A 22,922-nucleotide genomic window follows, 5' to 3' on the forward strand; every position below is an offset into this window, starting at 1 on the left:
TTTACATGACCTTCGCTGCGAGATGGCATCTGAACCGGGTACGCACCCTTTCAGCGGCTTTCGGAATCACACCGTGACGCGACAAAGCTTCTGCGCCACCCAAACCAGCAGAATTAGTTGCATCCGAACGGCGCCCTCTATCTGCTTCCACGGAGCAGATAGCTGCCTCACGCAAAGTCGCAGTCGAATTCAGATAGCTTACGGAGAAAGCGAACAAGAAAAAGTAGGCGGGGCTCTCGAACCCGACGTTGAAACAGATTATTATCAGAGAAGAAATTACCGCGAAGCAAGCCGAAGAGGCAAAGTCCTCTCGATGTGAACGCTTCCGGCTTGCAAGACTTAAAATATAGGTCAGCAACAAAGAAACGCCAGCAACACCTAACCTGAAAGCCATCGAAATAAACGAGTTGTGGCAACCCACAACGTACATTTTCTCCAAAGTGGAATACTGCGCAGTGGCCGCAAATGGCCCGGATGTGGCCGAGCCTATAAAGCCATACGATGCATACGAAGTTCCATATCCTACGCCCATGCCGTATGTAGCCAGAAGTTGGTCGAGCTCATCTCTCCAGTACGAAATCCTCCAACTGGTATTCGCATCCAGGCCCAAATCCCCGAACGGTGCAAACGGAACAATGAAGCACGCGATCACAATGGCCAGGACTGCAAACATCCCGTAGTGGAAAACGTTTTCCTTGCTTTTCGCAAAATAGAACACTAGGCATACGAGGCGAATCGCAGCCTGCGTCATCTCGCCCCCCACAGCCATTGGGCTGAACAGAACAACACCTAGGAAGAGAAGGTCAATGACCTCTTGCTTCCTTTTTTTCAACAGAAGAAGCAAACTCAGGCAAAAACAACTCGACACATCAAGGGCAAATCCGCCCGTCCATAAAACGTGTGCTATGTAAATGCACAAGAAAAGCAGCCTGTATTTTCCGCAAAGGAATTTCCTGCAACTACCAGAAGATGGATGGCGCGTCGATGCGATGATGAGCGGAATAAAGAAGAGATAGTACGCTTGCCGTGGTATGAAGGAAGCATTGAACAAAACGTCCGAAGACAGCCCAAGGGATGAATAAAAACCCATATACGAGAATATGACCGAGATCAGCCCATACGCTAAAAAGGCCCAGAGCCACCTGTCGCATAATAGACCCGAATTGAAATTTCTTCTCGCTCTGCCAAACGAGAAAATTGCCAAATACGAAATGCATGTGGCCACAATTAGAAAATCAAGCACATTAAACGACCCTATTGAAAACTTAAAAAAATCATTTCCAAAAATTGAGGCACCGATCATCGATGTCAACAACAAAGGCATGATCCTATCAGCTCCCTATTACTTGCGAATGCTCAAGGTTTATCGTCTCTCCACATCCGCCTATGTCGTAGGTCAGCACCGGAGTACCGCAGGCCTGCGCTTCCAGGTTCACGGTTGGGAAATTGTCCTCCCTCGTCGGGTTGAAGAAAACGTCCGCAGCGCTGTATATCGCAGCCATCTGCCGCTTCGATTCCGTTCTCTCAAGGCAAATCACGAAGCACCCCCCCCCCGTTATTACTGCTGACTTCAGCGCATCGAAGCCGAGACCGGCCGTATGGCATTCGCCGTCTTGTGCAGCCTCCTCGCAAGCACTCCCCGAACGAACCAGAACAGGGGTGCCGCACGCCTGGGCTTCGGCGACAGTGAGGCCGAACGTCTCCTCCACGCCGGGATGCACGAACAAGTCGGCCGCCGTGTACACGCGGGCAAGAGCCTCCGGATCCTCCGTCCTCTCGAGAGACAAAATGCGTGAGGGCATCTTCTTGATCTGACGCCCGGTCAACCCGACAAGCACGATGGCGTACCTATCATCCAGCACGTTCGCCAGGCGCAAGAAGTCGTCCAGGCCCTTACGCTCCGTCCAGGGGGACGCGACGCCGAGGATCACGAACTTGCCCTCGAGGCCGTAGCGCTCGCGGAAGTCGCTGGTTGTGGGCTTGAACACAGTGCGGTCGACCTCGTTATGCTTCACCGTCACGGGGTACTTGGAGAGGAACGACTCGCCCACGAGGTCGGCGAGCCATTTCGAGGGGGCTATCAGCTCCATGCGATCCGCGGGAACGAGGTTGAAGACGCGCCTTTTGTCGTCGAAGTTCCGCGTGCAGGAGCGCTTGGAGATCGTCTTAGGGTAGGTGGACAGCTGGCAGCAGGGCTCTTCGTACGCGCAGCGGGTCTTCCACTGCGCGCACTTCGCATATGTGAAGTGCGCGCAGTGGCCCGTGAACGCCCAGCAGTCGTGGAGGGTCCATTTGACTTGGCAGCGGTGCGCCGCCAGCCACTCGAAGAGCATCTCGACGTTGACGTAGTAGCCGTGGACGTTGTGCAGGTGCACCACGTCGGGGTCGATCCGGTCGAGCTCCGCGAGCAGCCTCGCCGTGTCGCGCCTCGAGTAGAAGCCCGCGCGGCCGGTCAGGCGCGTCAGCGCCCCGTGCAAGCAGACCCCCGCTTTCGAGGCGCAGCGCCGCTCATGGTCGGACACCGTCTCGTGGCGGCGCCCCCAGAAGACGTACGAGTCGTGGCCCTGCTCGAGCAGCTCCTTGTGCAGGCCGCGCATAATGGTGCCGGTCGACCCGTTGTAGAAGGAGTTGATCTGGACGTATCTCACGTCAGCCCTTCCGCCACACCGTCTTGTCGACGACGCCGGCGTAGGACTGGACGATCCTCACGACCTTCGCCGACACGTTCTCGTCGGCGTAGTCGGGCACCTGGATGCCGCCGTCGCCGGCCTCCTCGAGGGCGACGGCCGTGCGCACGGCCTGCAGGAGGCCCCGCTCGTCGATGCCGGCCAGGACGAAGCAGGCCTTCTCGAGGGCCTCGGGGCGCTCGGTGGAGGTGCGCACGCACACCGCCGGGAAGGGCCTGCCGATCGAGGCGAAGAAGGACGACTCCTCGGGCAGCGTCCCCGAGTCGGAGACGACGCAGTACGCGCTCGACTGCAGCTTGTTGTAGTCGTGGAAGCCCAGCGGCTCGTGCATGCGCACGAGGGGGTGCAGCGCGAGGCCGGCCTCGGCGAGCCTCTTGCGGCTGCGCGGATGGCAGGAGTAGAGGATCGGCATGCCGTAGCGCTCCGCGAGCGCGTTCACGGCGCCGAAGAGCGAGCGCAGGCTCGCCGCGTCGTCGATGTTCTCCTCGCGGTGGGCGGAGAGGAGCATGTAGCGCTTGGGCTCGAGGCCGAGCCCGCCCAGGATGCCGCTCGCGTCGATCCTCGGGAGGTTCGCGCGCAGGACCTCGGCCATGGGGCTGCCGGTCACGAAGGTGCGCTCGGGGGCGCATCCGCATTCGGCGAGGTACCGTCTAGCGTGCTCGGAGTAGGCGAGGTTGACGTCCGATATGATGTCGACGATGCGCCTGTTCGTCTCCTCTGGGAGCCTCTCGTCCTTGCAGCGGTTGCCCGCCTCCATGTGGAAGATGGGGATGTGCAGGCGCTTGGCGGGGATGACCGACAGGCACGAGTTCGTGTCGCCGAGGACCAGGAGCGCGTCGGGGCGGACGGCGGCCATGAGCTTGTAGCTCGCGTCGACTATGGCACCGATCGTCTCGCCGAGGTCCTCCCCCGCCGCGTCCAGGTAGACGTCCGCGTCTCCGAGCTCGAGGTCGCGGAAGAACACGCCGTTGAGCGAGTAGTCGTAGTTCTGCCCCGTGTGCGCGAGCAGGCAGTCGAAGTGCTCGCGGCACTTCTTGACGACCTCGGACAGGCGGATGACCTCGGGGCGCGTGCCCACGATCACGAGCAGCCTGAGGCGGCCGTCGTTCTTGAAGGAGACGTCGGAGAAGTCCGTCCTCATCGATCCACCTCCTCGCAGAACGTGTCGGGGTCCTCGGGGTCGAAGGGCTCGTTGGCCCACATGAGGGTCACGAGGTCGCGCTCGGCCGAGAGGTTCTCGATGCAGTGGGTCATGCCCGGCGCCATCTCCACGACCTCGGGGCGCTCGCCGGAAACACGGTGCTCCACGGTCGGAAAAGGCCTCCCCTCCTCGTCGAGGCCCACGCGGCGCAGGCGGATCGACGCCTCGCCGGAGACGACGAGGAACTTCTCCCACTTCATGCAGTGCCAGTGGTTGCCCTTGGTCACGCCGGGCTTGGAGACGTTCACGGACACCTGGCCGCAGTCGAGGGTGCGCAGGACCTCGCAGAAGGAGCCGCGCTCGTCGGACTTGGGGTCGAGGGGGTACGAGAGGCGTTCGGGCTCGTAGTACGAAAGGAACGTCGAGTGGAGCTTCTTGGAGAAGGAGCCCTCCGACTGGTCGGGGACGACGAGGGTGGCGCGCGAGTCCCGGAACGACTCGAGCAGGGCCACGATCTCCCCGAGGGTGGCCCTGTCGGTCGGGCCGGCATGGCAGAGGCCGTCGTCGCCGCGGGACTCGTTCCCGAGCAGGGCCTCGAGCATCTCGGCGACGAGGTCGTCGACGTGCAGGAGCTCCAGCTCCGTCGAGGGGTCGTCGACCCTCACGGGAAGCCCGCGCGCGACGTTGTGGCAGAACGTGGCCACGGCGGAGTTGTAGTTCGGGCGGCACCACTTGCCGTAGAGGTTCGGGAAGCGGTAGACGAGCACCTTCGCGCCGGTGCGCTCGGAGTGGTCGCGGAACAGCTCCTCCCCCGCGAGCTTGGACCTACCGTACTCGCTTCCGGCGTAGCGGCCCTCCAGCGACGCCTGCGCGGAGGAGGCGAGCATGACCGGGCACGCGTTGCCGCAGCGCTCCAGCAGGCCCAGGAGCTCGGAGGCGAACCCGAGGTTGCCCTCCATGAACTCGGCGGGGTCCTCGGGCCGGTTCACGCCGGCGAGGTTGAAGACGAAGTCGGCCCCCGTGCACCACGCTTCTAGGTCCTCGGGGGAAGAGTCGCGGTCGCACTCCCAGACCTCCAGCGGCAGCAGCGGAGCGTAGCGCAGCCGGCGGTCCTTCCCGTCGCGGATCGCCTTCAGGCTCTCGCAGAGGTTGCGGCCCACGAAGCCCTTGGCGCCGGTCACGAGCACCCTCACAGCAGGTCCCCCTTCCGCCCGGCGAGCGCCTCGCGAACGTAGGAGGCGGTCGCGATCTTCCCCACGGTACCGGCCACGTCGAGCCGCTCGGTGTTGTGGGAGGTGTAGGACTCGTCGGCCTGGGTGCGCACGTTGCCCACGGTGAACCTGTCGTAGTTGAGGTCGCGCGTGTCGGCCCTCACGCGGAAGTACTCCCCCATGTCCTCGGCCCGGAGGCGCTCCTCGCGCGTCATGAGCGTCTCGAAGAGCTTCTCGCCGTGACGGGTGCCGATGACCTTGGTGCCCGTGCGCCCGAAGAGCTCCTGCACGGCCTCGGCGAGGTCGCCCACCGTGGCGGCGGGCGCCTTCTGGATGAAGAGGTCCCCCGGCTCGGCGTGCCCGAAGGCGAAGAGCACCAGGTCGACCGCCTCGTCGAGGTTCATGAGGAACCGCGTCATGGCCGGGTCGGTGACCGTGACGGGCCGCCCGGCGCGGATCTGGTCGATGAACAGCGGTATGACCGACCCGCGGCTGCACATGACGTTGCCGTAGCGGGTGCAGCAGATGGTGGTCCGGCCCGCGCCGTTGCGGGCGTTGGCGTAGATGATCTTCTCCATCATGGCCTTGGAGGTGCCCATGGCGTTGATGGGGTAGGCGGCCTTGTCGGTGGAGAGGCACACGACCTTCTGCACGCCCTCGTCGATGGCGGCGTGGAGCACGTTGTCGGTGCCGACCACGTTGGTCTTCACGGCCTCCATCGGGAAGAACTCGCAGGAGGGCACCTGCTTGAGCGCCGCGGCGTGGAACACGTAGTCGACCCCGCGCATCGCGTCGCGGACGCTGCGCTCGTCGCGCACGTCTCCAATGAGGAAGCGCACCTTCGCGGCGAGCCCGGGGTCGCGCTCCTGCAGGCGGTGGCGCATGTCGTCCTGCTTCTTCTCGTCGCGGCTGAACACGCGCACCTCGCCCACGTCCGAGCCGACGAAGTGGTCGAGCACGGTGGAGCCGAAGCTGCCCGTGCCGCCGGTTATCATGAGGGTCCTGCCTTCCATTGCCCGCATCTAAGAGATCCTTTTCTTCCCTGTCGCCGCGTAGTAGACGAACTTCGTGTTGGTGACGGCGTAGCGCTCGAACAGCCGACTGGGCTCCTGGACAAGGCGGTAGAGCCACTCGAGCCCCGCCCGCTGCATCCAGCCTGGAGCCTCCGGCACCACCCCGGCCAGGATGTTGAACGCGCCGCCGACGCCGGCCATGAGGCAGCGCGTTCTGCCCTCGAGGCGCGCGCAGAGCGCCTCCTGGCGCGGGGCCCCGATGCCGACCCAGAGGAAGTCCGCGCCGGAGGCGTCCACGCGCTCCGCGAGCTCCCCCACCTCCTCGTCGGAGATCTCCCGGAAAACCGAGGGCTCGGCGCCGACGACCCGAACCCGCGGATAGTCCCGCCCGAGGGCGGCCGCCAAGAGCCCGAGGTTCTCCGGCGTGCTACCGTAAAAGTAATGGGACCAACCGTGCGACGGCGATCGCTCGAGCAGGGCCCGCAGCAAGTCGGGGCCGGTCACGCGGCCCATCGAGGGCTCGCTCCTGCGCCCGATTACGGAGAGGGGCTTGCCGTCTGGCAGGGACATCAGCGATCCCGCCTGCACCTCGAAGTACGCCGGGTCGTCGTGGGCCATGACCGTGGTGTGGGCGTTGGAGAGGCAGAGGTAGCTCCCCCGGATCGCGTCGAGGTTCTCCTCGACGAAGCGAACGCACCCCTCGAGGTCGACCGCCGTGATGGGCACGCCGATGACCGGCACGCGCGGCGGGGCCTGGACGCAGGGCTCGGCAGCCACCTAGCACGCTCCCTTGCCGGTGAACACGACGGCCACCGTCTTGAAGATCACCTTGAAGTCGGTCAGCACGCCGCGCTCCTCGATGTACTTGAGGTCGAGGTCCACCATGTCGTCGAAGGTCGTGTCGCTGCGGCCGCTCACCTGCCAGTAGCCGGTGAGGCCGGGCTTCACGGAGAGACGGCGCATGGCGCGCTCGTCGTACTGGGCGACCTCGGAGGGCAAGGGCGGCCTCGGACCTACGCAGGAGAGCTGGCCCAGCAGGCAGTTCACGAACTGGGGGAGCTCGTCGATGGAGTGCTTGCGGATGAAGCGGCCGATGCGGGTCACGCGGGGGTCGTCCTTGATCTTGAAGAGCGGGCCGTCGGCCTCGTTCAGGTCCTTGAGGTCGGCCAGGCGCTCGTCGGCGTCCTTGTGCATGCTCCTGAACTTGTACATGTCGAACGTCTCCACCTCGCCGCTTTTGCCGATGCGGCCCACGCGCTTCTGGGAGTAGATGGGACACCCCGGACTCTCTAGGCGGATCGCCAGGCACAGCAGGAGCGAGGGCGCCAGCAGCACGGCTATCACGCAGAGAGAGAGCACTATGTCGAACGCCCTCTTCGCAAAGCGGTACGCGAGCCGTGCATCGTCGCACACATGCCCAACACGTGCTTCAGCATCTTTCGCCCCGGTCGCCGTCTCGCACAACGGAGCGTCTGCGTCGAGAGCCAACTCGCCTATCTGGTTCGGTTCTTGCACGAAGCTGCGACCGTAGCGGTCAGCACCCCCCCCCCCGTCGGAAGGTCCAGGTGCCTCACGCGGTCTTCCTCACAACTTCCAGGCCAACGCTTGCCGGGACGGTGCGGCCGAAGAGGGTGACGTCGAGGTAGGCGCGGCGCTTGTGGCGGTCGATCTTGCGGATGTCGCCCTCGAGGCCCATGAGGGGACCGCGCGTCACCGTGACCTTGTCGCCTGTGATGTAGCCCTCGCTCATGCGGACGATGTGCTCGCCGTCCATGAACGACAGGAACCAGTCCTGCTCCTTCTTCGTCAGCGGGAAGAACGAGTTCTCCTCGTTGCCCAGCAGGCGGATGGGCAGGGGCACGCGCAGAAGCTCCTTGTTGAGCTCCTCGGCATCGCCTGTGACGAAGAACAGGTAGCCGGGGAACAGCAGGCGCCTCACTAGCTTCCACTCGCCGCGGACGCGCCACATGGTCTCGTACTCGGGCATGAAGCACTCCTCGAGCACGTCCGGGGACACCAGGCGAAGGCAGAGGTCGCGCGTCGCGGACTCGCGTCCCGCCTGCACCTGCGCCACGTACCACATCGCCAGCCCCTTTCCCGCCGCGTCGATGCTCCGCCAAAAGAAAAGAGGATGAACAGCTGCATGCTTCTGCTTTCCCGACCCATGGCCGCGAGAGAGATCGCCTGCACCTATTCATCCTCTTGTCGATCGGCGGAACGCGCTTAGCGACGATTACGCCATCTCAAGATATGTAAGTTGCCTCGATGTTGCTTTTATACAACAACGAGGAGCCAAAGAAAGGCGCCTCGCGCCCTTCGAATGGTCAACGATTGGGCAATGTTGTATATAGTCCGTTGTTATACATACAACACGCCCGTAGTCTTCGTTCATGCGAAACTTACTGCAAACAAAAGTCGGGTTGCGGATCAAGGACCTGCGCGCCGCCGCCGGGCTAAGCCAGGAGCGGTTCGCCCTGAAGATCGGCATGGACCGCACCTATCTTGCCTCCATCGAAGTCGGCGGGCGCAACGTCACGCTGCAGAACCTCGCCAAAATCGCCAACGGCTTCGACATGACCTTGTCGGAGTTCTTCGAGGGCATCCCCCGCATCGATCCCCGCGAGTAGAGGCCCGCGATGCTTTCCGCACCCGGCATGTCGATTATAACCTATAGTTGTATAAAAACAACAATTGAGTAACAGGATGCCGGGAGAACGGCGCGAAACGCGCGGCTCCGCTGGGGCGAGGCGCTAATCCGCGGGCATCCCCAGGCCAGCCGATCCCATGCTATGCCGTCGGAGAGAGAACCGCGGCGGCCACCCGGATCGGAGCAGCCCGATTGGAAAGGAAGGACCCATGCCGAAGGACCACGACCGCAAGACGAACGCGCTGCGCGAGCTGGACGCGGCGTGCGTGCCGTACGAGGCGCGGTTCTTCACCTGTCCCGAGGCGCTCTCGGGCATGGAGGTGGCGAACCTTCTGGGCCTCGAGGCCGACCGCGTGTTCAAGACGCTCGTCACGCAGGCCAAGTCGGGCGGGCACTACGTGTTCATGATTCCCGTGGCATGCGAGCTGGACCTGAAGAAGGCCGCCCTGGCCGTGGGCGAGAAGGCCGTGGCCATGCTCCCTGCGCGCGAGCTGCTTCCGCTCACCGGCTACGTGCACGGCGGCTGCTCGCCCATCGGCATGAGGCGCCCCCTCCCCACCGTCATCGACGAGACGGCGGACCTCTTCGACCGCATCGCGTTCTCGGGCGGGCGCCTGGGCTGCCAGGTGGAGATGGCGCCCGACGACCTGGCGCGCGTCGTGCCGCTCGTGCGCGCCGACCTGACGGTGGCGTGAGGGCGGGCGCGCCATGGGCCGCCCCGATCACGGTCCCCGTGCGAAAGGATCCCGACAGCGGGCGGCCCTGCCGACCGAAAGGCCGGCAGGCGAGGCATCCTACCAGTGGCTCACCACGACGTCGCCCGCCTGGATGATGCCGTACAGCTCGGCAGCCTTGTACGGAGGCAGGTTCACGCAGCCGTGGCTGCCGGCGCCGTCGCGGTAGCGGGAACCGCCGAAAGAGGACTGCCAATCGGCATCGTGCAGGCCGATGACGTTGCCCACGAACGGCATCCAGTACTGCACGGTGGACTCGTACTTGCTGCCGTCGAGGTTCGTCCCTTTGAGCTTCGAAGGGCTGGCCTTCTGGTTGAGCCAGTACACGCCGGTCGGCGTGTCGTGCGACCCGTTCGGCGTGCCCGACACGATGGGCGACTCCCACACGAGCGCACCCGTCTCATCGTAGAACCGTGCGTACTGCTCGGCCAGGTCGATGTCGCAGTACCGCAGGCCCCAGTCCTGCGCGCCCGCGCCGTTGTAACCTGTGCCGACCGTGGTGCAGGGAACCTCCGCGGTCTGCACGGTGCCGGCCGCCACGGACTCTTTCACCAGGTTGAGCAGCGCGTCGCGGTCGACGCTCCAGCCGTAGACGCCTCCCGCCACCGTGACCACCTTGCCGTCGGGGCGCGTGTAGGTGCGCTGCGTGCCCACCGTGTTGCAGGCGGCCGCCAGCTCGTCGACCCAGGCCGTGAGCGCGGCCTCGTCGAGCGTGGCCGAGAGGTCGTCGCCCAGGCGCACCCACTGCGAGATGAGGTCGGCGTTCACCTCGCCGGCCGTGTCGCCGGCCATCGTGAGCACGAGGTCGGCCTTGATCATGGTGTTCGCCTGCTCGGCCGCAGCCGTGAGCTTCGGATCGGATGAGAGCACCTTGGGCTGCTGCAGGGCATCCGCTCCCAGCTTCACCGCGGGCTGCAGGGCCAGCACGGCGTCGTCCACGGCCTTGATGACGGTATCGTAGCTAAGCGCCGTGCCCGCAGCTTCCGGCTCCACCACGAATGCGCCCTTGGCCTCGCTATACGCGATCACGGCATCCGTGGGCGGGGTGGCGGTCTTGTTGAACTCGTCCACCGCGGCGCGCACCGTGTCGCCCAGGCCGCTCTCGTTGTACGTGGCTGCGAGCTTGTCGCTCTCGTCATGGGCCTTCAGTATCTCTATGGGCCACGCCCACACGTTCGCGGAGGCGTGCATGGCATCGGTGGCGGCCCGACCGTCCAGCCTCATGCCGGCCTCCGCCGCGGACAGCTTGAGCGAGAAGCCCTGGCCCTCCACCTTCAGCACGTAATCGTCGATAACGTCGGCAAGCAGGCCCTGAACCTCCGCGGACGACTTGAGCGACACGTCGAGGTCGCCCACGGTCGTGCGCGGCAGAAAGCGGTCCATGAACACGAGCGCCCCGGCCAAATACACCACGGCCAGGAGAGCAACGATCACGCCGAGGACGATGCCGAGCACCTTGAGCGGCTTGCGGCCGCCCTTGGCGTCCGCCTCGCTCACGTCCACCGGCAGCATGGGGCCGCCCGCGAATGCAGGCTGGCCCGGCTGGCCGCCGGGCTTCGCCTTGGCGTTCGGCATGACGGGGCGCACGGGCTGGGGCATGACGGCGGTCTGGTCCGGGGCAGGCTTGCCGGGAGCCGGCGCGCCCGAGGTTGCCTTCCCCGGGTCCTTGTCGGGAGCCGCCGAGCCGGGAGTCTCCGGCTTCGGCGGCACGGCTTGACCGGCAGGCATCGGGCCTCCCTGCGCATCGCCGCCGTCCGGCTGCGGGGCCGGGGCGGCGTGGCGCGCATGCCGGGCTTTGCTGTTCTTGTTATCGTTCATGTGCGACTCTCATACACTCGGTTGTCTCGTCTGAAACAGGCTTCTCGGGTATCCGTTGCATTGTACCAAGAGAAGCGTCGATCCCTCGTAAACAAAACGACTAACGCTGCCCGAAGGTTACACTCGTCACAAATTCGCCACGGGAAAAGTCTCATTTCCCCGGGTGCGTCAACGCTCGGATGAAGGTCGCAGGTTGCGAACGGCCGTACCGCCGTGCTTGACAAACGCGCGTGGCAGGATAGAATGAACGTTCCGCAGCGCCTCGGCGCGGCGGGCGCCCGGCATCGGGCGCGATCCTTGAAAAGGTGGGGCCATCCCCTCCCGACGGCTGCGCCGGCCCGGCACGGGCATCGCGGCAAGCATCCGGGGGCGACTGGTTTCGACATGGTACGTCTGAAATGAGGAGCAGGTCGTGGTCTCCTCGCCACGTTAAACAGGGGTAACGTCAATTTAATTGGCAAAGCTAAGACTCAGAGCGCTCCGGCGCTCGCCATGGCTGCTTAATAGCGCCTGGCTGTCGGCCTTGGGACTTCCCCGCCCCTCGGTCCGGCATCAACTTAGGGGAATGCGCTCGGGCACGTAGCCGGTATGGCTCGGGCAAAGACTGAACCGGCTAGGAAGCGCAACGCCCGTCGGCGGGCCGCGCGCAACCGAACGATGATCGCCGACTAAGCTTGTAGAGCCTCATGGACGAGGTAGTATGGACCGGAGTTCGATTCTCCGCGCCTCCACCAACCAAAGGCAGGAGCCCTGCCGGCAGCATGCCGGCAGGGCTCCTTTGCGTTGCGGCCACGCCGCCGGGAGCTGCGCACGGAACGCTCGCCGACCCTCGATAGGGCGGCCACACCCCGCACGCCCCGGCCGGCCCTATTTCTGCTTCAGGAACGAGAAGTCGAAGGCGCTCTTGATGTCGTCGAAAGCGTCCTTCAGCTCGGCCGCCACGGCTATGCCGTCCTTGTAGATGGCGTTCATGTCGTTGGTTGCCTCGGCCACGCCCTCCTTGGTGATGCCCAGGTCGTAGGGGTTGTCCTCGTCCTCCCCCGCACCGTCGGCATCCTCCTCGTCGTCCTCGACGTAGAGGTACTCGCACTCCTCGCCGTCCTCCATGAGCACGAAGCCTATGCGGTTGCCGTCTTCGTCCTCCAGGTAGCGCACGATGTCGTCCTCGTCCAGCTCCAGCTCAACCAGCTCGTAGCCGTCCTCGTTGTCGGCCGGCTCCACCACGGTGACGTCCTCCGTGTCGTCGGCCAGCTCCTCGCCGTCGTAGCCGTCCACGGTGCCTTCCTCGCCCAGCTCCGCCTCGAGGTCCTCCCCGTCGCCGTCCACCAAGTGGAAGCCCTCCTCGGAAAGGTCGATGCCCGTGGAGCGCTCGACGACCGCGGCCAAGCCGCCGTCGTCTCCGGAGGGCGACGTCTCGCCCTCGCCGTCCGGGCCCTCCTCGGCGAAGAAGCCCTCGTAGGCCTCCTCGAGGTCGGTCTCCCCGGCGTTGGGGTCGAACTCCTCGTCGTCCTGGAACTCCTCGAGGTCTTCCAGCTCGGTTTCCTCGTCGATCTGCTCGGCCTCCGTCTCGGCGCCGTTTTCTATGTTCTCAAGCTCATCGTCCAAGTCCATGGAAGGCCTCCTTCGCGTAAGGCGCCGTCGCTCGGGCGGCGCGGGTTTCGTCCTAGCGGCTGCGCTCCTTGAGCGCGCGCTCGATCTCGCGGCGGGAGTCGCGCTCGGCCATGGTCGCGCGCTTGTCGTGCAGCTTCTTGCCGCGCGCCACGCCCAGCTCCACCTTCACGAGCGAGTTCTCCTTGAAGTACATCTTCAGCGGCACGAGGGCCATGCCCTTCTCCTTCACCTGCTCGCGCAGAAGGCGGATCTGCCGCTTGTGCAGCAGGAGCTTGCGCTTGCGGTCGGGGTCGGGGTTGGCCAGGTTGCCGTTGGCATACGGCGGGATGTGCACGTTGTGCAGCCACACCTCGCCGTCGCGCACGAGCGCGAAGCAGTCCGTGAGCTGGCAGTGGTTCTCGCGCAGCGAGCGCACCTCGGTGCCCGTGAGCTCGATGCCGGCCTCGTAGGTCTCCAATATGTCGTACTCGTGGAAGGCCTTCTTGTTCTTGGCGATGGTGGAGGCTTCGCGTTTCATGGCGGCTACTCCACGCCCGTCTCGTCGAACTGCCGCTGCGCAGCCGTCTCGTGCGCAGGCGCGCCGGCGACAGCCTGGGCCGCGAGCTCGGCGTCGTCAGCGGCCTCCTCGCGCGCAAGCGGGCTCGCGCCGGCCATGCCGGGCACGAAGCACGCGTCCTCGCCCAGGTCGAGCGCGAACCTCACGACCAGCTTAACCGTGGCGTCCAGGTCGGCCAGGCACACCACCTCGGTGGGCGTGTGCATGTAGCGCAGCGGCACCGACACGAGGCCCGTGGGGATGCCGCCGCGAGCCATCTGGATGGCGCGCGCGTCGGTGCCCGTCACGCCCGGCTCGGCCTCCAGCTGGTACGGCAGGCCCTCGGCCTCGGCGGCGGCCACCAGGCGCTCGAACACCTCGGGGTTGATGTTGGGGCCGCGCGCGATGACGGGGCCCTGGCCGCAGACGATCTTGCCGTGCTTCGTCGGGTCGATGCCCGGATAGTCGGTGGCGTGCGTCACGTCGAAGGCGAGCCCCACGTCGGGGCGCACGGAGTACGCGCTCGTCTCGGCGCCGCGCGTGCCGATCTCCTCCTGCACGGTGGCGGCGAACGTGAAGTCGCCGGGCGCACGGCCGGCGCGCGCCAGCTGCTCCAGCACGCGCACGCCCACCCAGACGCCCGCCTTGTCGTCGAACGCGCGCGACACGGCCATGCCCGCGCCGAAGCGCTCGAAGCCCACGCCGAACGTGATGACGTCGCCCACGCGCACGAGCTTGCGCACCTTCTTCCCCGGAAGCCCCAAGTCGATGACCAGCTTGTCCAGCGGCGTGACCTTCTTGCGCTCGTCGGGCTCAATGAGGTGGATGGGCTTGCGGCCCACCACGCCGCGCAGCGGCTCCGCCGACTCCGAGGCGTGCACGTCCACGCGCATGCCTGGCAGCACGGCCGCGTCCACGCCGCCCACCGAGGCCACCGACAGGTAGCCCTCGTCGGAGATGTACGTGACCATGAGGCCGATCTCGTCCATGTGGGCGGACAGCATGAGGGACGGGCCCGCGCCGGCGCCCTTGAGCGTGGCGTGCACCGACCCCATGACGTCGGTCCTTACCTCGTCGGCCGTGTCGGCCAGGCGCTCGCGCACGAGGCGTGCGACGGCGATCTCCGTGCCGGTGGCGGAAGGCGTCTCGAGCAGTTCCTTGAGGAACCTCACCTGTTTCTTCTTCATGGCGCTCCCTGCTGGTTCGCGCGCGCCGGGCCGGCAGCGCAGCAAGCCGTGAGCCTGCCGCCTGCGCCGATGCGGCGCGCTTCCACTGATGTCGGGCCTCATTATAGCGCCTCGCGCACGAGGCGCGGGCGTCTTTCGCACGATGACGCAAGGCCGTCACCAGCCCATCACGAATGCGCCCGGGCGGGGCACGGCGGGAGCCTACCAGTACTCCTTCTTCTTCGCGCGCACGCGCTGCTTCTTCGGCGGGCGGAAGTCCAGCTCCAGCTGGCCGTCCTGGCTGGCCTCGGAAGCCTTCTTGCGCTCGACGCGGTCGATGGTCCACGACACGGCGGCCTTCCCATACAGCTCCAGCATGCGCAGGCGCGCATCGCGGGAGTTCGCCTTGGTGCCGGCGCGGGCGTCGCTTTGGAACTCGAAGAGCCCCGTGGCACGCGCATCGGAGGCGGCGGGCGAGCGGTAGTGGGCGATATAGGTCTGCATGTCCTTCCTTCACGGTCGAGCGGTTTTCCAAACGGCAGCGAAGATGATACCACGACGCGCCGCCGAATGGCCTGCCGTCCGACAGCGCAAGGGGCTGCGCGGCGGCGGTCACAAGAGAACCACGGCCCCGCAACGGCCCCGCAACCGCTTCGCGGGGCCGCAGGGCTCACCCGTACAATGGAACGGAAACCGGCAACAGGTAAGGTGAACCGCATGGACAACCCGCACAACCGCCTCATCATCGTATCGAACCGCCTGCCCTATCGCATCGAGCCCGACGAACGCGAGGGCTTTGCCTTCACGCGCACCGTGGGCGGCCTCGTGGCCGGGCTGGAGCCGCTGCACGCCCAGCCGGGCAACGTGTGGCTGGGCTGGGCCGACGAGCCCGCCGGGCTCGACGATGCGGGGCGGGCGCGGTTCGAGCGGGCGCTGGCCGAGCGCTCCTGCGCCCCGGTGCGCCTGGACGGGCGCGACGCGGAGCTGTACTACGAGGGCTTCTCGAACTCCACGCTATGGCCGCTCTTCCACGGGTTCCCCCAGCATACCCGCTTCGACGAGGAGGCATGGGAGGCCTACGTGCGCGTGAACGAGCGGTTCCGCGACGCGGTGCTCGCGCTGGCGCGCCCTGGCGACACCGTATGGGTGCACGACTACCACCTCATGCTGCTGCCGTCGCTTCTGCGCGAGGCGCTGCCGGACGCCTCCATCGGCTTCTTCCTGCACATCCCCTTCCCCGACTACGAGACGTTCCGCATGCTGCCGTGGCGCCGCGAGCTCATGCGCGGCGTGCTGGGCGCCGACCTCGTGGGCTTCCACGCCTACGACTACGTGCGCCACTTCCTTTCCAGCTGCCGGCGCATCGTGGGCGTGGAGAACGAGAGCGGCACGCTGTTCGCCGACGGCCGTCTCGCACAGGTGGACGCGTTCCCGCTGGGCATCGACTACGGTCGCTACCGCGACGCCGCGCGCCTCCCCGCGGTGCGCCGCCTGGTGACGGAACTGGGAGAGGAGAAGGGGCACGAGGGCTGCAAGCTCATGCTGTCGGTGGAGCGGCTGGACTATTCCAAGGGCATCCCCGAGCGCCTGCTGGCCTTCGACGCATTCCTGGACCGCTTCCCGGAGTGGCGCGGCCGCGTGGTGCTGGTGCTGGTAACGGTGCCGTCGCGCGAGAACGTGGCGTCGTACGCCGCCCTGAAGAAGCAGGTGGACGAGCTGGTGGGGCTCATCAACGGCAAGCACTCCACCATGGACTGGACGCCCGTGGACTACTACTACCGCTCGCTGCCCTTCGAGCGGCTGGTCAGCCTGTACGCCGCGAGCGACGTCATGCTGGTCACGCCTTTGCGCGACGGCATGAACCTCGTGTGCAAGGAATACCTTGCCTGCCACGACGGGGCCGGCGGGACGCTCGTGCTCTCCGAGATGGCCGGCGCATCTTATGAGCTGCACGAGGCCCTGACGGTGAACCCGTTCGACCAGGAGGGCGTCGTGGACGCCATGCGGCGGGCGCTGGAGATGCCGGAGGCCGAGCAGCGGCGGCGCAACGCCCCCATGCAGGAGCGCCTGGCCCGCTACACGTCCGAGAAGTGGGCGCGGGAGTTCCTGGACGCGGCGGCCGATGTGAAGCGCCGCCAGGCGGGGCTGAGCGCGCATCTGCTGGGGCCCACGTCGGCAGGTCGGCTGCTGGAGGCGTTCCGCGGGGCGCGGCGGCGGGCGCTTCTGCTCGATTACGACGGCACGCTCATGCCGTTCTCCGACGACCCGGCCCGCGTGGCCCCCGATGCGCGGCTGCGCGCGCTGCTGCAGCAGCTGGGCGCAGGCGCGCGCACCGACGTGGCCGTGGTGTCGGGCCGCGACCGCGCCACATTGGAATCGTGGCTGGGAGATTTGCCGGTGGACCTGGTGGCTGAGCACGGCATCTGGTTCCGCGGACGCGACGAGCGCACGTGGGTGCTCGAGGAGCCGTTGAGCGACGACTGGAAGGACGCCGTGCGCCCCGTGCTGGCCGACTTCGTGGACCGCACGCCGGGCTCGATGCTGGAGGAGAAGGACTTCTCGCTCGTCTGGCATTACCGCATGTGCAGCCAGGAGCTGGCCGAGCGGCGCGTCATCGAGATAAAGAACGCCCTGGGCGACGGGCTGGCCGACCGCGGCATCGCGCTCATGGACGGCAACAAGGTGGTGGAGGTGAAGCCGCGCGGCGTGGACAAGGGCCATGCGGCCCACCGGTGGTTCCGCGACCCCGCCTACGGCTTCGTGATGGCGGCCGGCGACGACCGCACCGACGAGGACGTGTTCGAGGCCGCGCCCGAGAGCGCCTGGACCGTGAAGATAGGCGACGGCCCCACGCGGGCGCGCTACGCGCTGAAGAACACGGGCGAGATGCGCGCGCTGCTGGAGCAGCTGGCGGCCGCATGCGCCGAAAAGGACGCCGGGGACGACGTGCCGCCCAGTGCCGGGCGCCGGGACGCGCTGCGCGCGCCGGCGACGGTAATGCCGCGCACGCGGGCGCTCGCGCGGGCGTAGGCTCAAGGTCGCGGGAAGGCTGCAGGGCGAAACGGCTTTCTTCGGCCTCCGCTGCCCCATCGCGCGACCCCTCTCGGCCCGCGCCCCGGATGGGCGCCTGCCCGCATCGCTCAGAATACCCGCGACACGAACCGCACGGCACCCGGACGGGCGCCCTCGCGCACGGGGTCTCCCAGCAGGAACGCCATAACGGCGTCCAGCAGCTCGGCCAGCCCCTCCGGCGGCAGCGTGCGCGAAAGGCCGCTCTCCGCCAGGCCCGCGAACCCGGCGTCCTGGGCGTGCCGCACGCCGTCGAGCACGAACGCGCGACGACGGTTCACCGCATCGCGCACCGCCACGACGGTGCGCGCGGGCAGCTGGGCGTAGAGCTGCGGGGGCACGCCGAGCTTGCGCTCGTACCACTCGGGCACGTTGCGCACGCCCTCCTCGGCGAAGAACTCACGGAACTCCCCGCTGCCGTCCAGCGGGTACGCCGGCAGGCTGTAGCCCGCGCGGCGGCCGTACTCGTAGACGTAGCGCGAGGCGTCGCCCACCAGGGCGCGCTCCCCCAGCAGCAGCGACAGCAGCTCCAGCATGCGGCGCGTGCCCAAGCGGTCGCGCTCCGCTTCCAGCAGGCGCGCGAGCTGCCCGACGAGCGCGTCCTCGCCGGCCGTCAAGCCCGCACCTTCACCACGATCTTGCGCACGCGCCCCGGCTCGTCGGCCGCGCATCCCGGCTTGTGGGCGTCCTCGGGCGCGAGCACGGCCATCTCCCCCGCCCGCAGCACGATGGAGCTCAGCGCCTCGGGCGTGGCGAACAGCCCGAAGTCGGCCTCCTCGTCGAACTCCCCGTTGGGCACGAGGCCTGCGAGCGGCGCATACTGCAGCACCTCCTCGCCTTCCACCACGTACTGCACGTCGTAGTAGCGCCGGTGGGCCTCCATCTGCTTCTGGTCGGCGGGCACCGTGTCGTACTCCTGCACGTTCGCGAACACCTCGTCGCCGTCGATGTCCGCGCGCCCCAACGGCAGGTGCGCCAGATCGGCCTCGCGCAGGAAGGAGAAGGCGGCGCGCATGCGCGCGGAGAGGTAGTCGTTCTTGTCGGCAGTGGGAAGCGGGGTCACGAGCACGGGAAGGTCCTTTCGACGGCGGGCTCCCCTGCAGCGTGCGGCGCTGCAGGGGAGATGTTGGATGCGTTTCGCCTGCCATTCTAGCAGCATCGGGCGCCGAACGCGCCAGCCGTCTCCCTACGCTTTACCGCCCGGGTGCCCGCCGTCATCGACGGCAGCGCCCGCATCGGCGCTCGCAGCCTCCTGCAGCTCGGCGAGGACGACGGCGAAGCCCTCCGTGCGGGCGCGGGCAAGCAGGCGGTCCTTCGCGCGGCGCGACAGGTGCTTGAAGCGGAACTCGGCGCTCATGGCCTCGTGCTTCGTGGCGAAGCGCGCCTGCGCCACCACTTCCACGGGCGTGCGGCTGCGCGTGTACTTTGCCCCCTTGCCGGCGTTGTGCGTGCGGGCGCGCTGCTCCACGTCGTTCGTGTAGCCCGTGTAGAGCGTGCCGTCGGCGCAGGCCAGCACGTACACGTAGAAGGCCGGCCGCTCCTGCGGCGCCGCGTCCGGCTCGGGGCTCGACCCACCCTCTACGCCCACTTGTAGGTCACGCCCCTGCCGTCGGCGGCGGCCTCGTCGCCCCAGCGCTGGAAGAGGTCGTGCAGCGTGGTATCGGGCTTGTAGCGCTTGACCTGCGCGTATCCGTCACGCACAAGGATGGCGTTCAGCATCTTGCCTGCGATCTCACCTTCGTCCGCTGGGTCATCCGGCCGCTCGATCCACACGTAGCGCAGAAGGCGCCCGTAGCGGTCGGCGTCCGAGACGTCGCGCGAGAGCCACACCGTCTGCCCCGGCGCCACGAGCGACTTCGCGTAGTCCGAGGCGATGCGCCCCTCCTCGCAGTTGCGCGCCTCGTCGGCCGCCACGCTCTCTGGGGTATCCATCCCGATGAGACGCACCGTGGCGTCCGCTTCGCCAGGCACGCTCACCTTGAGCGTGTCGCCGTCGACCACGCGCACGACCTGGGCTTGCTGGAGGCCGTCCCCTACGGGGGCGATAGTTGCTTGGCCGTCTCGGCCCGGCGCGGCATCCTCCGCGACCCCGCCGCCCGCAGCGCCGAACCATCCAAGCGCGGCACCGATCACGAGCACGGCCGCAATGGCGAGGGCGGCAAGCGGGTTCTTCCGCGCCAACCGCCTTAAGGCGCGCCCTGCCTGCTGCTTCTCCGACGCCATGGATCCCCTTCTCCCGTTTTTCTACGAACGAGAATTATAGACCAACTGCTTGGAGATCGCCGCAAGCTCCAACCTTCGTCGAGCCTCCTTGCAGGTAGCCGGGACCGCACCAGCCGGCTCGCCGCTCACCGCTACCGCCCGTCGAGGGGTGCGGCATAGCATGTGCGCGGAGTCGGGCGGGCGCGCCTCGACAGCCGCATCGTTTTAGGAGGGAAATAACCCGTCCAGTCCATCGACGCATGCGGCGCCGTTTTCACTTAGGAGCCCGCCATGATCAACCAGCTCTGCAAGAAATCGCTGCGGGAGTGCTCGTTTTAACGCGCGAGCCAATAAGGGGCGCGACTTCTCGTCCAGCTCCACGCAAATATAAGATGTCTCGTTTCAATCCATGCGCCCTGAGGACTCGACCATGGTGCCCTCAACGGCCTCACCGTCCGAATCGACGTTTCAACCCGCGAGCCCGCGAGGGCTCGACCATTTTCTCCTCCCAACCTTGATTAGATTGTTTCCAGTTTCAACCCGCGAGCCCGCGAGGGCTCGACGAGCCTGAACCAGGGCGTCACGCAGCTCATCACCCTGGTTTCAACCCGCGAGCCCGCGAGGGCTCGACTGATGCACTCCGCTATTTTCTGGGCCGATCCTTGTTTCAACCCGCGAGCCCGCGAGGGCTCGACAGGTCTTTAAGGCCCTCGCTTGCTGCTTCGTAGCGTTTCAACCCGCGAGCCCGCGAGGGCTCGACGTTCTCGTCGCTCGGGCGCTCCGCCGTCACGTTGTAGTTTCAACCCGCGAGCCCGCGAGGGCTCGACCTTTAATGCACGCTCGATCTGGCGCAGTTCAGCGGTTTCAACCCGCGAGCCCGCGAGGGCTCGACTTCACGCGACGGATCGTTCGCCTGCGACGTGGTGCGTTTCAACCCGCGAGCCCGCGAGGGCTCGACTGTCAGAATATGCATATATACGCATATTCTGATTATTATATTCATATTAGACAATCAGTCTGCCCCATGAACAGCTATCAGCGGGCTTGTGAAGCCTAAAACCTGCGCGAACCTCCCGAATGGCGCGCCATCGCTTGGGGTTCGCGCAGCACGCAATAGAGCTTCTACATTGTCAAGGTGCGCATTTCCTCTCACACGCACAGGAACCCTTCCGGGTCGTAAGCCTCCTTCGCCCCCACATGCTCGACTTTCCGCTTCCAGTTCTTCCCGAGATTGTAGAACCGTAGGCTGTCACGCGTCAGGTCGGCCGCCTTCATCAGCTCGCTCTTCATTGTCTCGAACTGCGCCGGATCGAGCGAGCACTCGAACACCGAGTTCTGCACGCGCTGGCCGTACTTCACGCAGATCTTCGCAACCCGACGCAACCGGCAGGTTCCCTGCGGGCTCGCCGTTTCCACATCGTATGTCACCAGCACGTACATCGCTACCTCCAAATGAACGCCGGATAATCGTCCAAATCTCCGCGCAGGTGCCGCGCCAGCAGCTGTACCTGCAAGAACGGCACGAGACCCACCGGCACCTTCTCCTTCAAGAACGGATGCATCACCTGCTCCTGTTTGCGCTGCTGCCATAGCCCAAGCGCATTCTTGCGGGCTGCGTCAGTCAAAACGACGCCCGATGCTTCGCTCGACGAGAAATCGGCCCCGCCCACCTGCCGACGATTGATAAGGGACACCACGAAACGATCGACGTACCACGCTCGCAACTCCTCCATGACATCCAACGCGAGGCTCGCCCGCCCCGGCCGATCTCGATGGAAGAACCCGACCTGGGGGTCGAGCCCGACGGTCTCGCACGCGCTCGCCACCTCGCGCGCCAACAGCGAGTAGAAGAACGAAAGCATGGCGTTCACCGGATCCCTCGGCGGCCTCCTCGTGCGTCCCGAGAAGGCGAAACCGTCCCCCGCCCGGAGCAAGCGGTCGAACACGCCGAAGTACCGGTGCGCCGCGTCGCCTTCGATTCCCCTCAGCTCGTCGGCGTCGACTGCCGAGAACGCACCAGCTTCACGAAGCTTGAGCCCTTCGATGGCCTCGTCCAAGGCGCTGTCCGCCTCATCGGGATAATCGCGCCTGTAACGCTGCAGAACGGTCCGTGCGTTGCGCACCTTGGCCGCGACGAATCGCTGCGCGAGATGGAGGGCAGCGTCAGGATCGTCCGACACCCGGTACTGAGCGCGTCGGAGCAGCACGTTCCCGGAAACCGGCCCCTCGACCCGCGCGAGAAACCGGCCGGCCTCATCCAAAAACGAGAGCGTTATCCCCCGTTCGGCGCACGCCCCCAAGACGGCAGGGGAACAGCCGAGGTACCCGAACATCACGATGCCCTCGAGCAAGTGGAACGGCACCTGCAGCGCCTTCTCGCCGTCCACCCGCACCACGAGAGCGTCGTCGCCCTTGCACACGTACGCCTCAGAGTTCGTCACATAGAGCGTGTTGAGAAGCTTTTTCAAATCCCGCCTCCTTCCAATACGCCACGGCATCGTGGTCGAACGCCTCGGGGAGACAGGAGTCGGCCAACGAGCACCGTCTGCACTTCGAGCCGCGCACGGCCCGAGGTGTCTCGCCGCGCTCGAACAGTTCATGCATGCGAAGCGCCAACCCCGCGACACGCTCGCGCAAGGCATCGTCGAGCACGACGCGCTCCCGACGACGGGTGGCGCCGTAGAACAGGTCGCCCTGCCCTACGGCGCATCCGAGCATCTCCTCCAGGCACAGCGCCTGCGCGCACACCTGGATGCGATCCCATTCCTCTATCTTCGGCTTCCCCACCTTGTACTCCACGGGGCGCACCACAGCCTTGGCAGCATCGCCGTCGGCAGCGAACTCAACGACATCGGCGATGCCCGCTATACCGAGGCTGCGGCTCACGAGCCGATACCCTCGTTCGGATCTGACGCCCTTCGCGGCGGAGTATCCCTCCAAGTGCACCCGTTCGTGGAACAGCGAGCCCCGCACCGTGTCGTAACTCTCGTCCCATATCTGCTCGAGATGGATGAGCGCCCATTGCCGCTCGCAGTACGCGATGTGCTGCAGCCCCGAAAGCGGCAAAAGCTCGTCATCGGCGTACATG

The 22,922-nt window shown here is 66.3% G+C and carries 23 protein-coding genes, 1 other RNA gene and 1 CRISPR repeat array; of the genes, 4 read left to right on the forward strand and 20 right to left on the reverse strand.

The window, feature by feature from the left end; translation table 11 throughout:
- Window position 1: 1 nt before the first annotated feature.
- The 8 genes from BN3560_RS01700 to loaP form a co-directional block, all read right to left on the reverse strand.
- Window positions 2-1,324 (reverse strand): hypothetical protein, encoded by a 1,323-nt coding sequence (locus tag BN3560_RS01700; protein ID WP_123649860.1) that lies wholly within the window; start codon window positions 1,322-1,324, stop codon window positions 2-4.
- Between the two features lie 7 nt (window positions 1,325-1,331).
- Window positions 1,332-2,648, reverse strand: coding sequence for a glycosyltransferase (locus BN3560_RS01705; protein WP_096226789.1), 1,317 nt, complete (start codon window positions 2,646-2,648; stop codon window positions 1,332-1,334).
- Between the two features lies 1 nt (window position 2,649).
- Complete coding sequence (locus BN3560_RS01710; RefSeq protein WP_096226790.1) at window positions 2,650-3,828, reverse strand: UDP-N-acetyl glucosamine 2-epimerase; 1,179 nt, start codon at window positions 3,826-3,828, stop codon at window positions 2,650-2,652.
- Window positions 3,825-5,021 (reverse strand): polysaccharide biosynthesis C-terminal domain-containing protein, encoded by a 1,197-nt coding sequence (locus BN3560_RS01715; RefSeq protein WP_096226792.1) that lies wholly within the window; start codon window positions 5,019-5,021, stop codon window positions 3,825-3,827. The genes BN3560_RS01710 and BN3560_RS01715 overlap by 4 nt, the downstream gene beginning before the upstream one ends.
- Window positions 5,018-6,061, reverse strand: coding sequence for a polysaccharide biosynthesis protein (locus BN3560_RS01720; protein ID WP_087190863.1), 1,044 nt, complete (start codon window positions 6,059-6,061; stop codon window positions 5,018-5,020). Before BN3560_RS01720 ends, BN3560_RS01715 begins: the two co-directional genes overlap by 4 nt.
- Complete coding sequence (locus tag BN3560_RS01725; RefSeq protein WP_096226794.1) at window positions 6,062-6,829, reverse strand: WecB/TagA/CpsF family glycosyltransferase; 768 nt, start codon at window positions 6,827-6,829, stop codon at window positions 6,062-6,064. It abuts the gene before it with no gap.
- The gene (locus BN3560_RS01730) at window positions 6,830-7,465 is read right to left on the reverse strand and encodes a sugar transferase (protein WP_231897324.1); all 636 of its coding nucleotides are present in this window, start codon (window positions 7,463-7,465) and stop codon (window positions 6,830-6,832) included.
- Between the two features lie 157 nt (window positions 7,466-7,622).
- Window positions 7,623-8,135, reverse strand: coding sequence for an antiterminator LoaP (loaP, locus tag BN3560_RS01735; RefSeq protein ID WP_087190861.1), 513 nt, complete (start codon window positions 8,133-8,135; stop codon window positions 7,623-7,625).
- Window positions 8,136-8,472: 337 nt separating this feature from the next.
- Between loaP and BN3560_RS01740 the strand changes: the two genes are divergently transcribed.
- Window positions 8,473-8,679, forward strand: a complete 207-nt coding sequence (locus tag BN3560_RS01740) for a helix-turn-helix domain-containing protein (RefSeq protein WP_231897325.1) — start codon at window positions 8,473-8,475, stop codon at window positions 8,677-8,679.
- Between the two features lie 229 nt (window positions 8,680-8,908).
- Window positions 8,909-9,394 (forward strand): aminoacyl-tRNA deacylase, encoded by a 486-nt coding sequence (locus BN3560_RS01745; protein WP_096226798.1) that lies wholly within the window; start codon window positions 8,909-8,911, stop codon window positions 9,392-9,394.
- 99 nt (window positions 9,395-9,493) lie between these two features.
- Here the strand turns inward: BN3560_RS01745 and BN3560_RS01750 are convergent, their stop codons facing one another.
- A complete protein-coding gene (locus BN3560_RS01750) occupies window positions 9,494-11,251 on the reverse strand; it encodes a L,D-transpeptidase family protein (protein ID WP_227115299.1) in 1,758 nt (585 codons plus the stop codon).
- A gap of 365 nt (window positions 11,252-11,616) precedes the next feature.
- Between BN3560_RS01750 and ssrA the strand changes: the two genes are divergently transcribed.
- Window positions 11,617-11,985: a transfer-messenger RNA gene (gene ssrA / locus BN3560_RS01755) on the forward strand.
- Window positions 11,986-12,118: 133 nt separating this feature from the next.
- Here ssrA and BN3560_RS01760 read toward each other — a convergent pair.
- From BN3560_RS01760 to BN3560_RS01775, 4 genes are all read right to left on the reverse strand, one after another.
- On the reverse strand, window positions 12,119-12,862 hold the full coding sequence (locus tag BN3560_RS01760) for a hypothetical protein (protein WP_096226799.1): 744 nt from the start codon (window positions 12,860-12,862) through the stop codon (window positions 12,119-12,121).
- Window positions 12,863-12,914: 52 nt separating this feature from the next.
- Complete coding sequence (smpB, locus tag BN3560_RS01765) at window positions 12,915-13,379, reverse strand: SsrA-binding protein SmpB (protein ID WP_096226801.1); 465 nt, start codon at window positions 13,377-13,379, stop codon at window positions 12,915-12,917.
- Between the two features lie 5 nt (window positions 13,380-13,384).
- Window positions 13,385-14,584 (reverse strand): M42 family metallopeptidase, encoded by a 1,200-nt coding sequence (locus BN3560_RS01770; protein ID WP_096226803.1) that lies wholly within the window; start codon window positions 14,582-14,584, stop codon window positions 13,385-13,387.
- Between the two features lie 201 nt (window positions 14,585-14,785).
- Window positions 14,786-15,067 carry a hypothetical protein gene (locus BN3560_RS01775; RefSeq protein WP_087190846.1) on the reverse strand — a complete coding sequence of 94 codons (282 nt, stop codon included), beginning with the start codon at window positions 15,065-15,067 and terminating at the stop codon, window positions 14,786-14,788.
- Between the two features lie 213 nt (window positions 15,068-15,280).
- On the opposite strand from BN3560_RS01775, the gene BN3560_RS01780 reads away from it, so the two are divergent.
- A complete protein-coding gene (locus tag BN3560_RS01780; RefSeq protein WP_227115298.1) occupies window positions 15,281-17,593 on the forward strand; it encodes a bifunctional alpha,alpha-trehalose-phosphate synthase (UDP-forming)/trehalose-phosphatase in 2,313 nt (770 codons plus the stop codon).
- 110 nt (window positions 17,594-17,703) lie between these two features.
- Here the strand turns inward: BN3560_RS01780 and BN3560_RS01785 are convergent, their stop codons facing one another.
- The 7 genes from BN3560_RS01785 to cas4 form a co-directional block, all read right to left on the reverse strand.
- Window positions 17,704-18,249 carry a hypothetical protein gene (locus BN3560_RS01785; protein ID WP_096226805.1) on the reverse strand — a complete coding sequence of 182 codons (546 nt, stop codon included), beginning with the start codon at window positions 18,247-18,249 and terminating at the stop codon, window positions 17,704-17,706.
- A complete protein-coding gene (locus BN3560_RS01790; RefSeq protein ID WP_096226806.1) occupies window positions 18,246-18,701 on the reverse strand; it encodes a NanQ anomerase/TabA/YiaL family protein in 456 nt (151 codons plus the stop codon). Before BN3560_RS01790 ends, BN3560_RS01785 begins: the two co-directional genes overlap by 4 nt.
- 117 nt (window positions 18,702-18,818) lie before the next feature.
- Window positions 18,819-19,220 carry a GIY-YIG nuclease family protein gene (locus BN3560_RS01795; protein ID WP_096226807.1) on the reverse strand — a complete coding sequence of 134 codons (402 nt, stop codon included), beginning with the start codon at window positions 19,218-19,220 and terminating at the stop codon, window positions 18,819-18,821.
- Window positions 19,211-19,855: a thermonuclease family protein gene (locus tag BN3560_RS01800; RefSeq protein ID WP_096226808.1), complete on the reverse strand. Its 645-nt coding sequence runs from the start codon at window positions 19,853-19,855 to the stop codon at window positions 19,211-19,213. The genes BN3560_RS01795 and BN3560_RS01800 overlap by 10 nt, the downstream gene beginning before the upstream one ends.
- 444 nt (window positions 19,856-20,299) lie before the next feature.
- Window positions 20,300-20,792: direct repeats of the CRISPR family, unit length 31 nt; unit sequence GTTTCAACCCGCGAGCCCGCGAGGGCTCGAC.
- Between the two features lie 191 nt (window positions 20,793-20,983).
- Entirely contained in the window at window positions 20,984-21,274 is a 291-nt protein-coding gene (gene cas2 / locus BN3560_RS01805) for a CRISPR-associated endonuclease Cas2 (RefSeq protein WP_096226809.1), read from the reverse strand.
- A 2-nt stretch (window positions 21,275-21,276) separates the two neighbouring features.
- The gene (gene cas1c / locus BN3560_RS01810; RefSeq protein WP_096226810.1) at window positions 21,277-22,302 is read right to left on the reverse strand and encodes a type I-C CRISPR-associated endonuclease Cas1c; all 1,026 of its coding nucleotides are present in this window, start codon (window positions 22,300-22,302) and stop codon (window positions 21,277-21,279) included.
- The gene (cas4, locus tag BN3560_RS01815; RefSeq protein WP_096226811.1) at window positions 22,262-22,921 is read right to left on the reverse strand and encodes a CRISPR-associated protein Cas4; all 660 of its coding nucleotides are present in this window, start codon (window positions 22,919-22,921) and stop codon (window positions 22,262-22,264) included. Before cas4 ends, cas1c begins: the two co-directional genes overlap by 41 nt.
- Between the last annotated feature and the right edge of the window lies 1 nt (window position 22,922).

It is taken from the genome of Gordonibacter urolithinfaciens, assembly GCF_900199375.1.
GTDB lineage: Bacteria > Actinomycetota > Coriobacteriia > Coriobacteriales > Eggerthellaceae > Gordonibacter > Gordonibacter urolithinfaciens.

What these genes read in the sequence shown, in the direction of transcription:
- BN3560_RS01700 (WP_123649860.1), bottom strand. Translation starts at nt 1,324, where the DNA reads ATGCCTTTGTTGTTGACATCGATGATCGGTGCCTCAATTTTTGGAAAT.
- BN3560_RS01710 (WP_096226790.1), bottom strand. Translation starts at nt 3,828, where the DNA reads ATGAGGACGGACTTCTCCGACGTCTCCTTCAAGAACGACGGCCGCCTC.
- BN3560_RS01720 (WP_087190863.1), bottom strand. Translation starts at nt 6,061, where the DNA reads ATGCGGGCAATGGAAGGCAGGACCCTCATGATAACCGGCGGCACGGGC.
- loaP (WP_087190861.1), bottom strand. Translation starts at nt 8,135, where the DNA reads ATGTGGTACGTGGCGCAGGTGCAGGCGGGACGCGAGTCCGCGACGCGC.
- BN3560_RS01745 (WP_096226798.1), top strand. Translation starts at nt 8,909, where the DNA reads ATGCCGAAGGACCACGACCGCAAGACGAACGCGCTGCGCGAGCTGGAC.
- BN3560_RS01750 (WP_227115299.1), bottom strand. Translation starts at nt 11,251, where the DNA reads ATGAACGATAACAAGAACAGCAAAGCCCGGCATGCGCGCCACGCCGCC.
- BN3560_RS01760 (WP_096226799.1), bottom strand. Translation starts at nt 12,862, where the DNA reads ATGGACTTGGACGATGAGCTTGAGAACATAGAAAACGGCGCCGAGACG.
- smpB (WP_096226801.1), bottom strand. Translation starts at nt 13,379, where the DNA reads ATGAAACGCGAAGCCTCCACCATCGCCAAGAACAAGAAGGCCTTCCAC.
- BN3560_RS01770 (WP_096226803.1), bottom strand. Translation starts at nt 14,584, where the DNA reads ATGAAGAAGAAACAGGTGAGGTTCCTCAAGGAACTGCTCGAGACGCCT.
- BN3560_RS01775 (WP_087190846.1), bottom strand. Translation starts at nt 15,067, where the DNA reads ATGCAGACCTATATCGCCCACTACCGCTCGCCCGCCGCCTCCGATGCG.
- BN3560_RS01780 (WP_227115298.1), top strand. Translation starts at nt 15,281, where the DNA reads ATGGACAACCCGCACAACCGCCTCATCATCGTATCGAACCGCCTGCCC.
- BN3560_RS01800 (WP_096226808.1), bottom strand. Translation starts at nt 19,855, where the DNA reads ATGGCGTCGGAGAAGCAGCAGGCAGGGCGCGCCTTAAGGCGGTTGGCG.
- cas2 (WP_096226809.1), bottom strand. Translation starts at nt 21,274, where the DNA reads ATGTACGTGCTGGTGACATACGATGTGGAAACGGCGAGCCCGCAGGGA.
- cas4 (WP_096226811.1), bottom strand. Translation starts at nt 22,921, where the DNA reads ATGTACGCCGATGACGAGCTTTTGCCGCTTTCGGGGCTGCAGCACATC.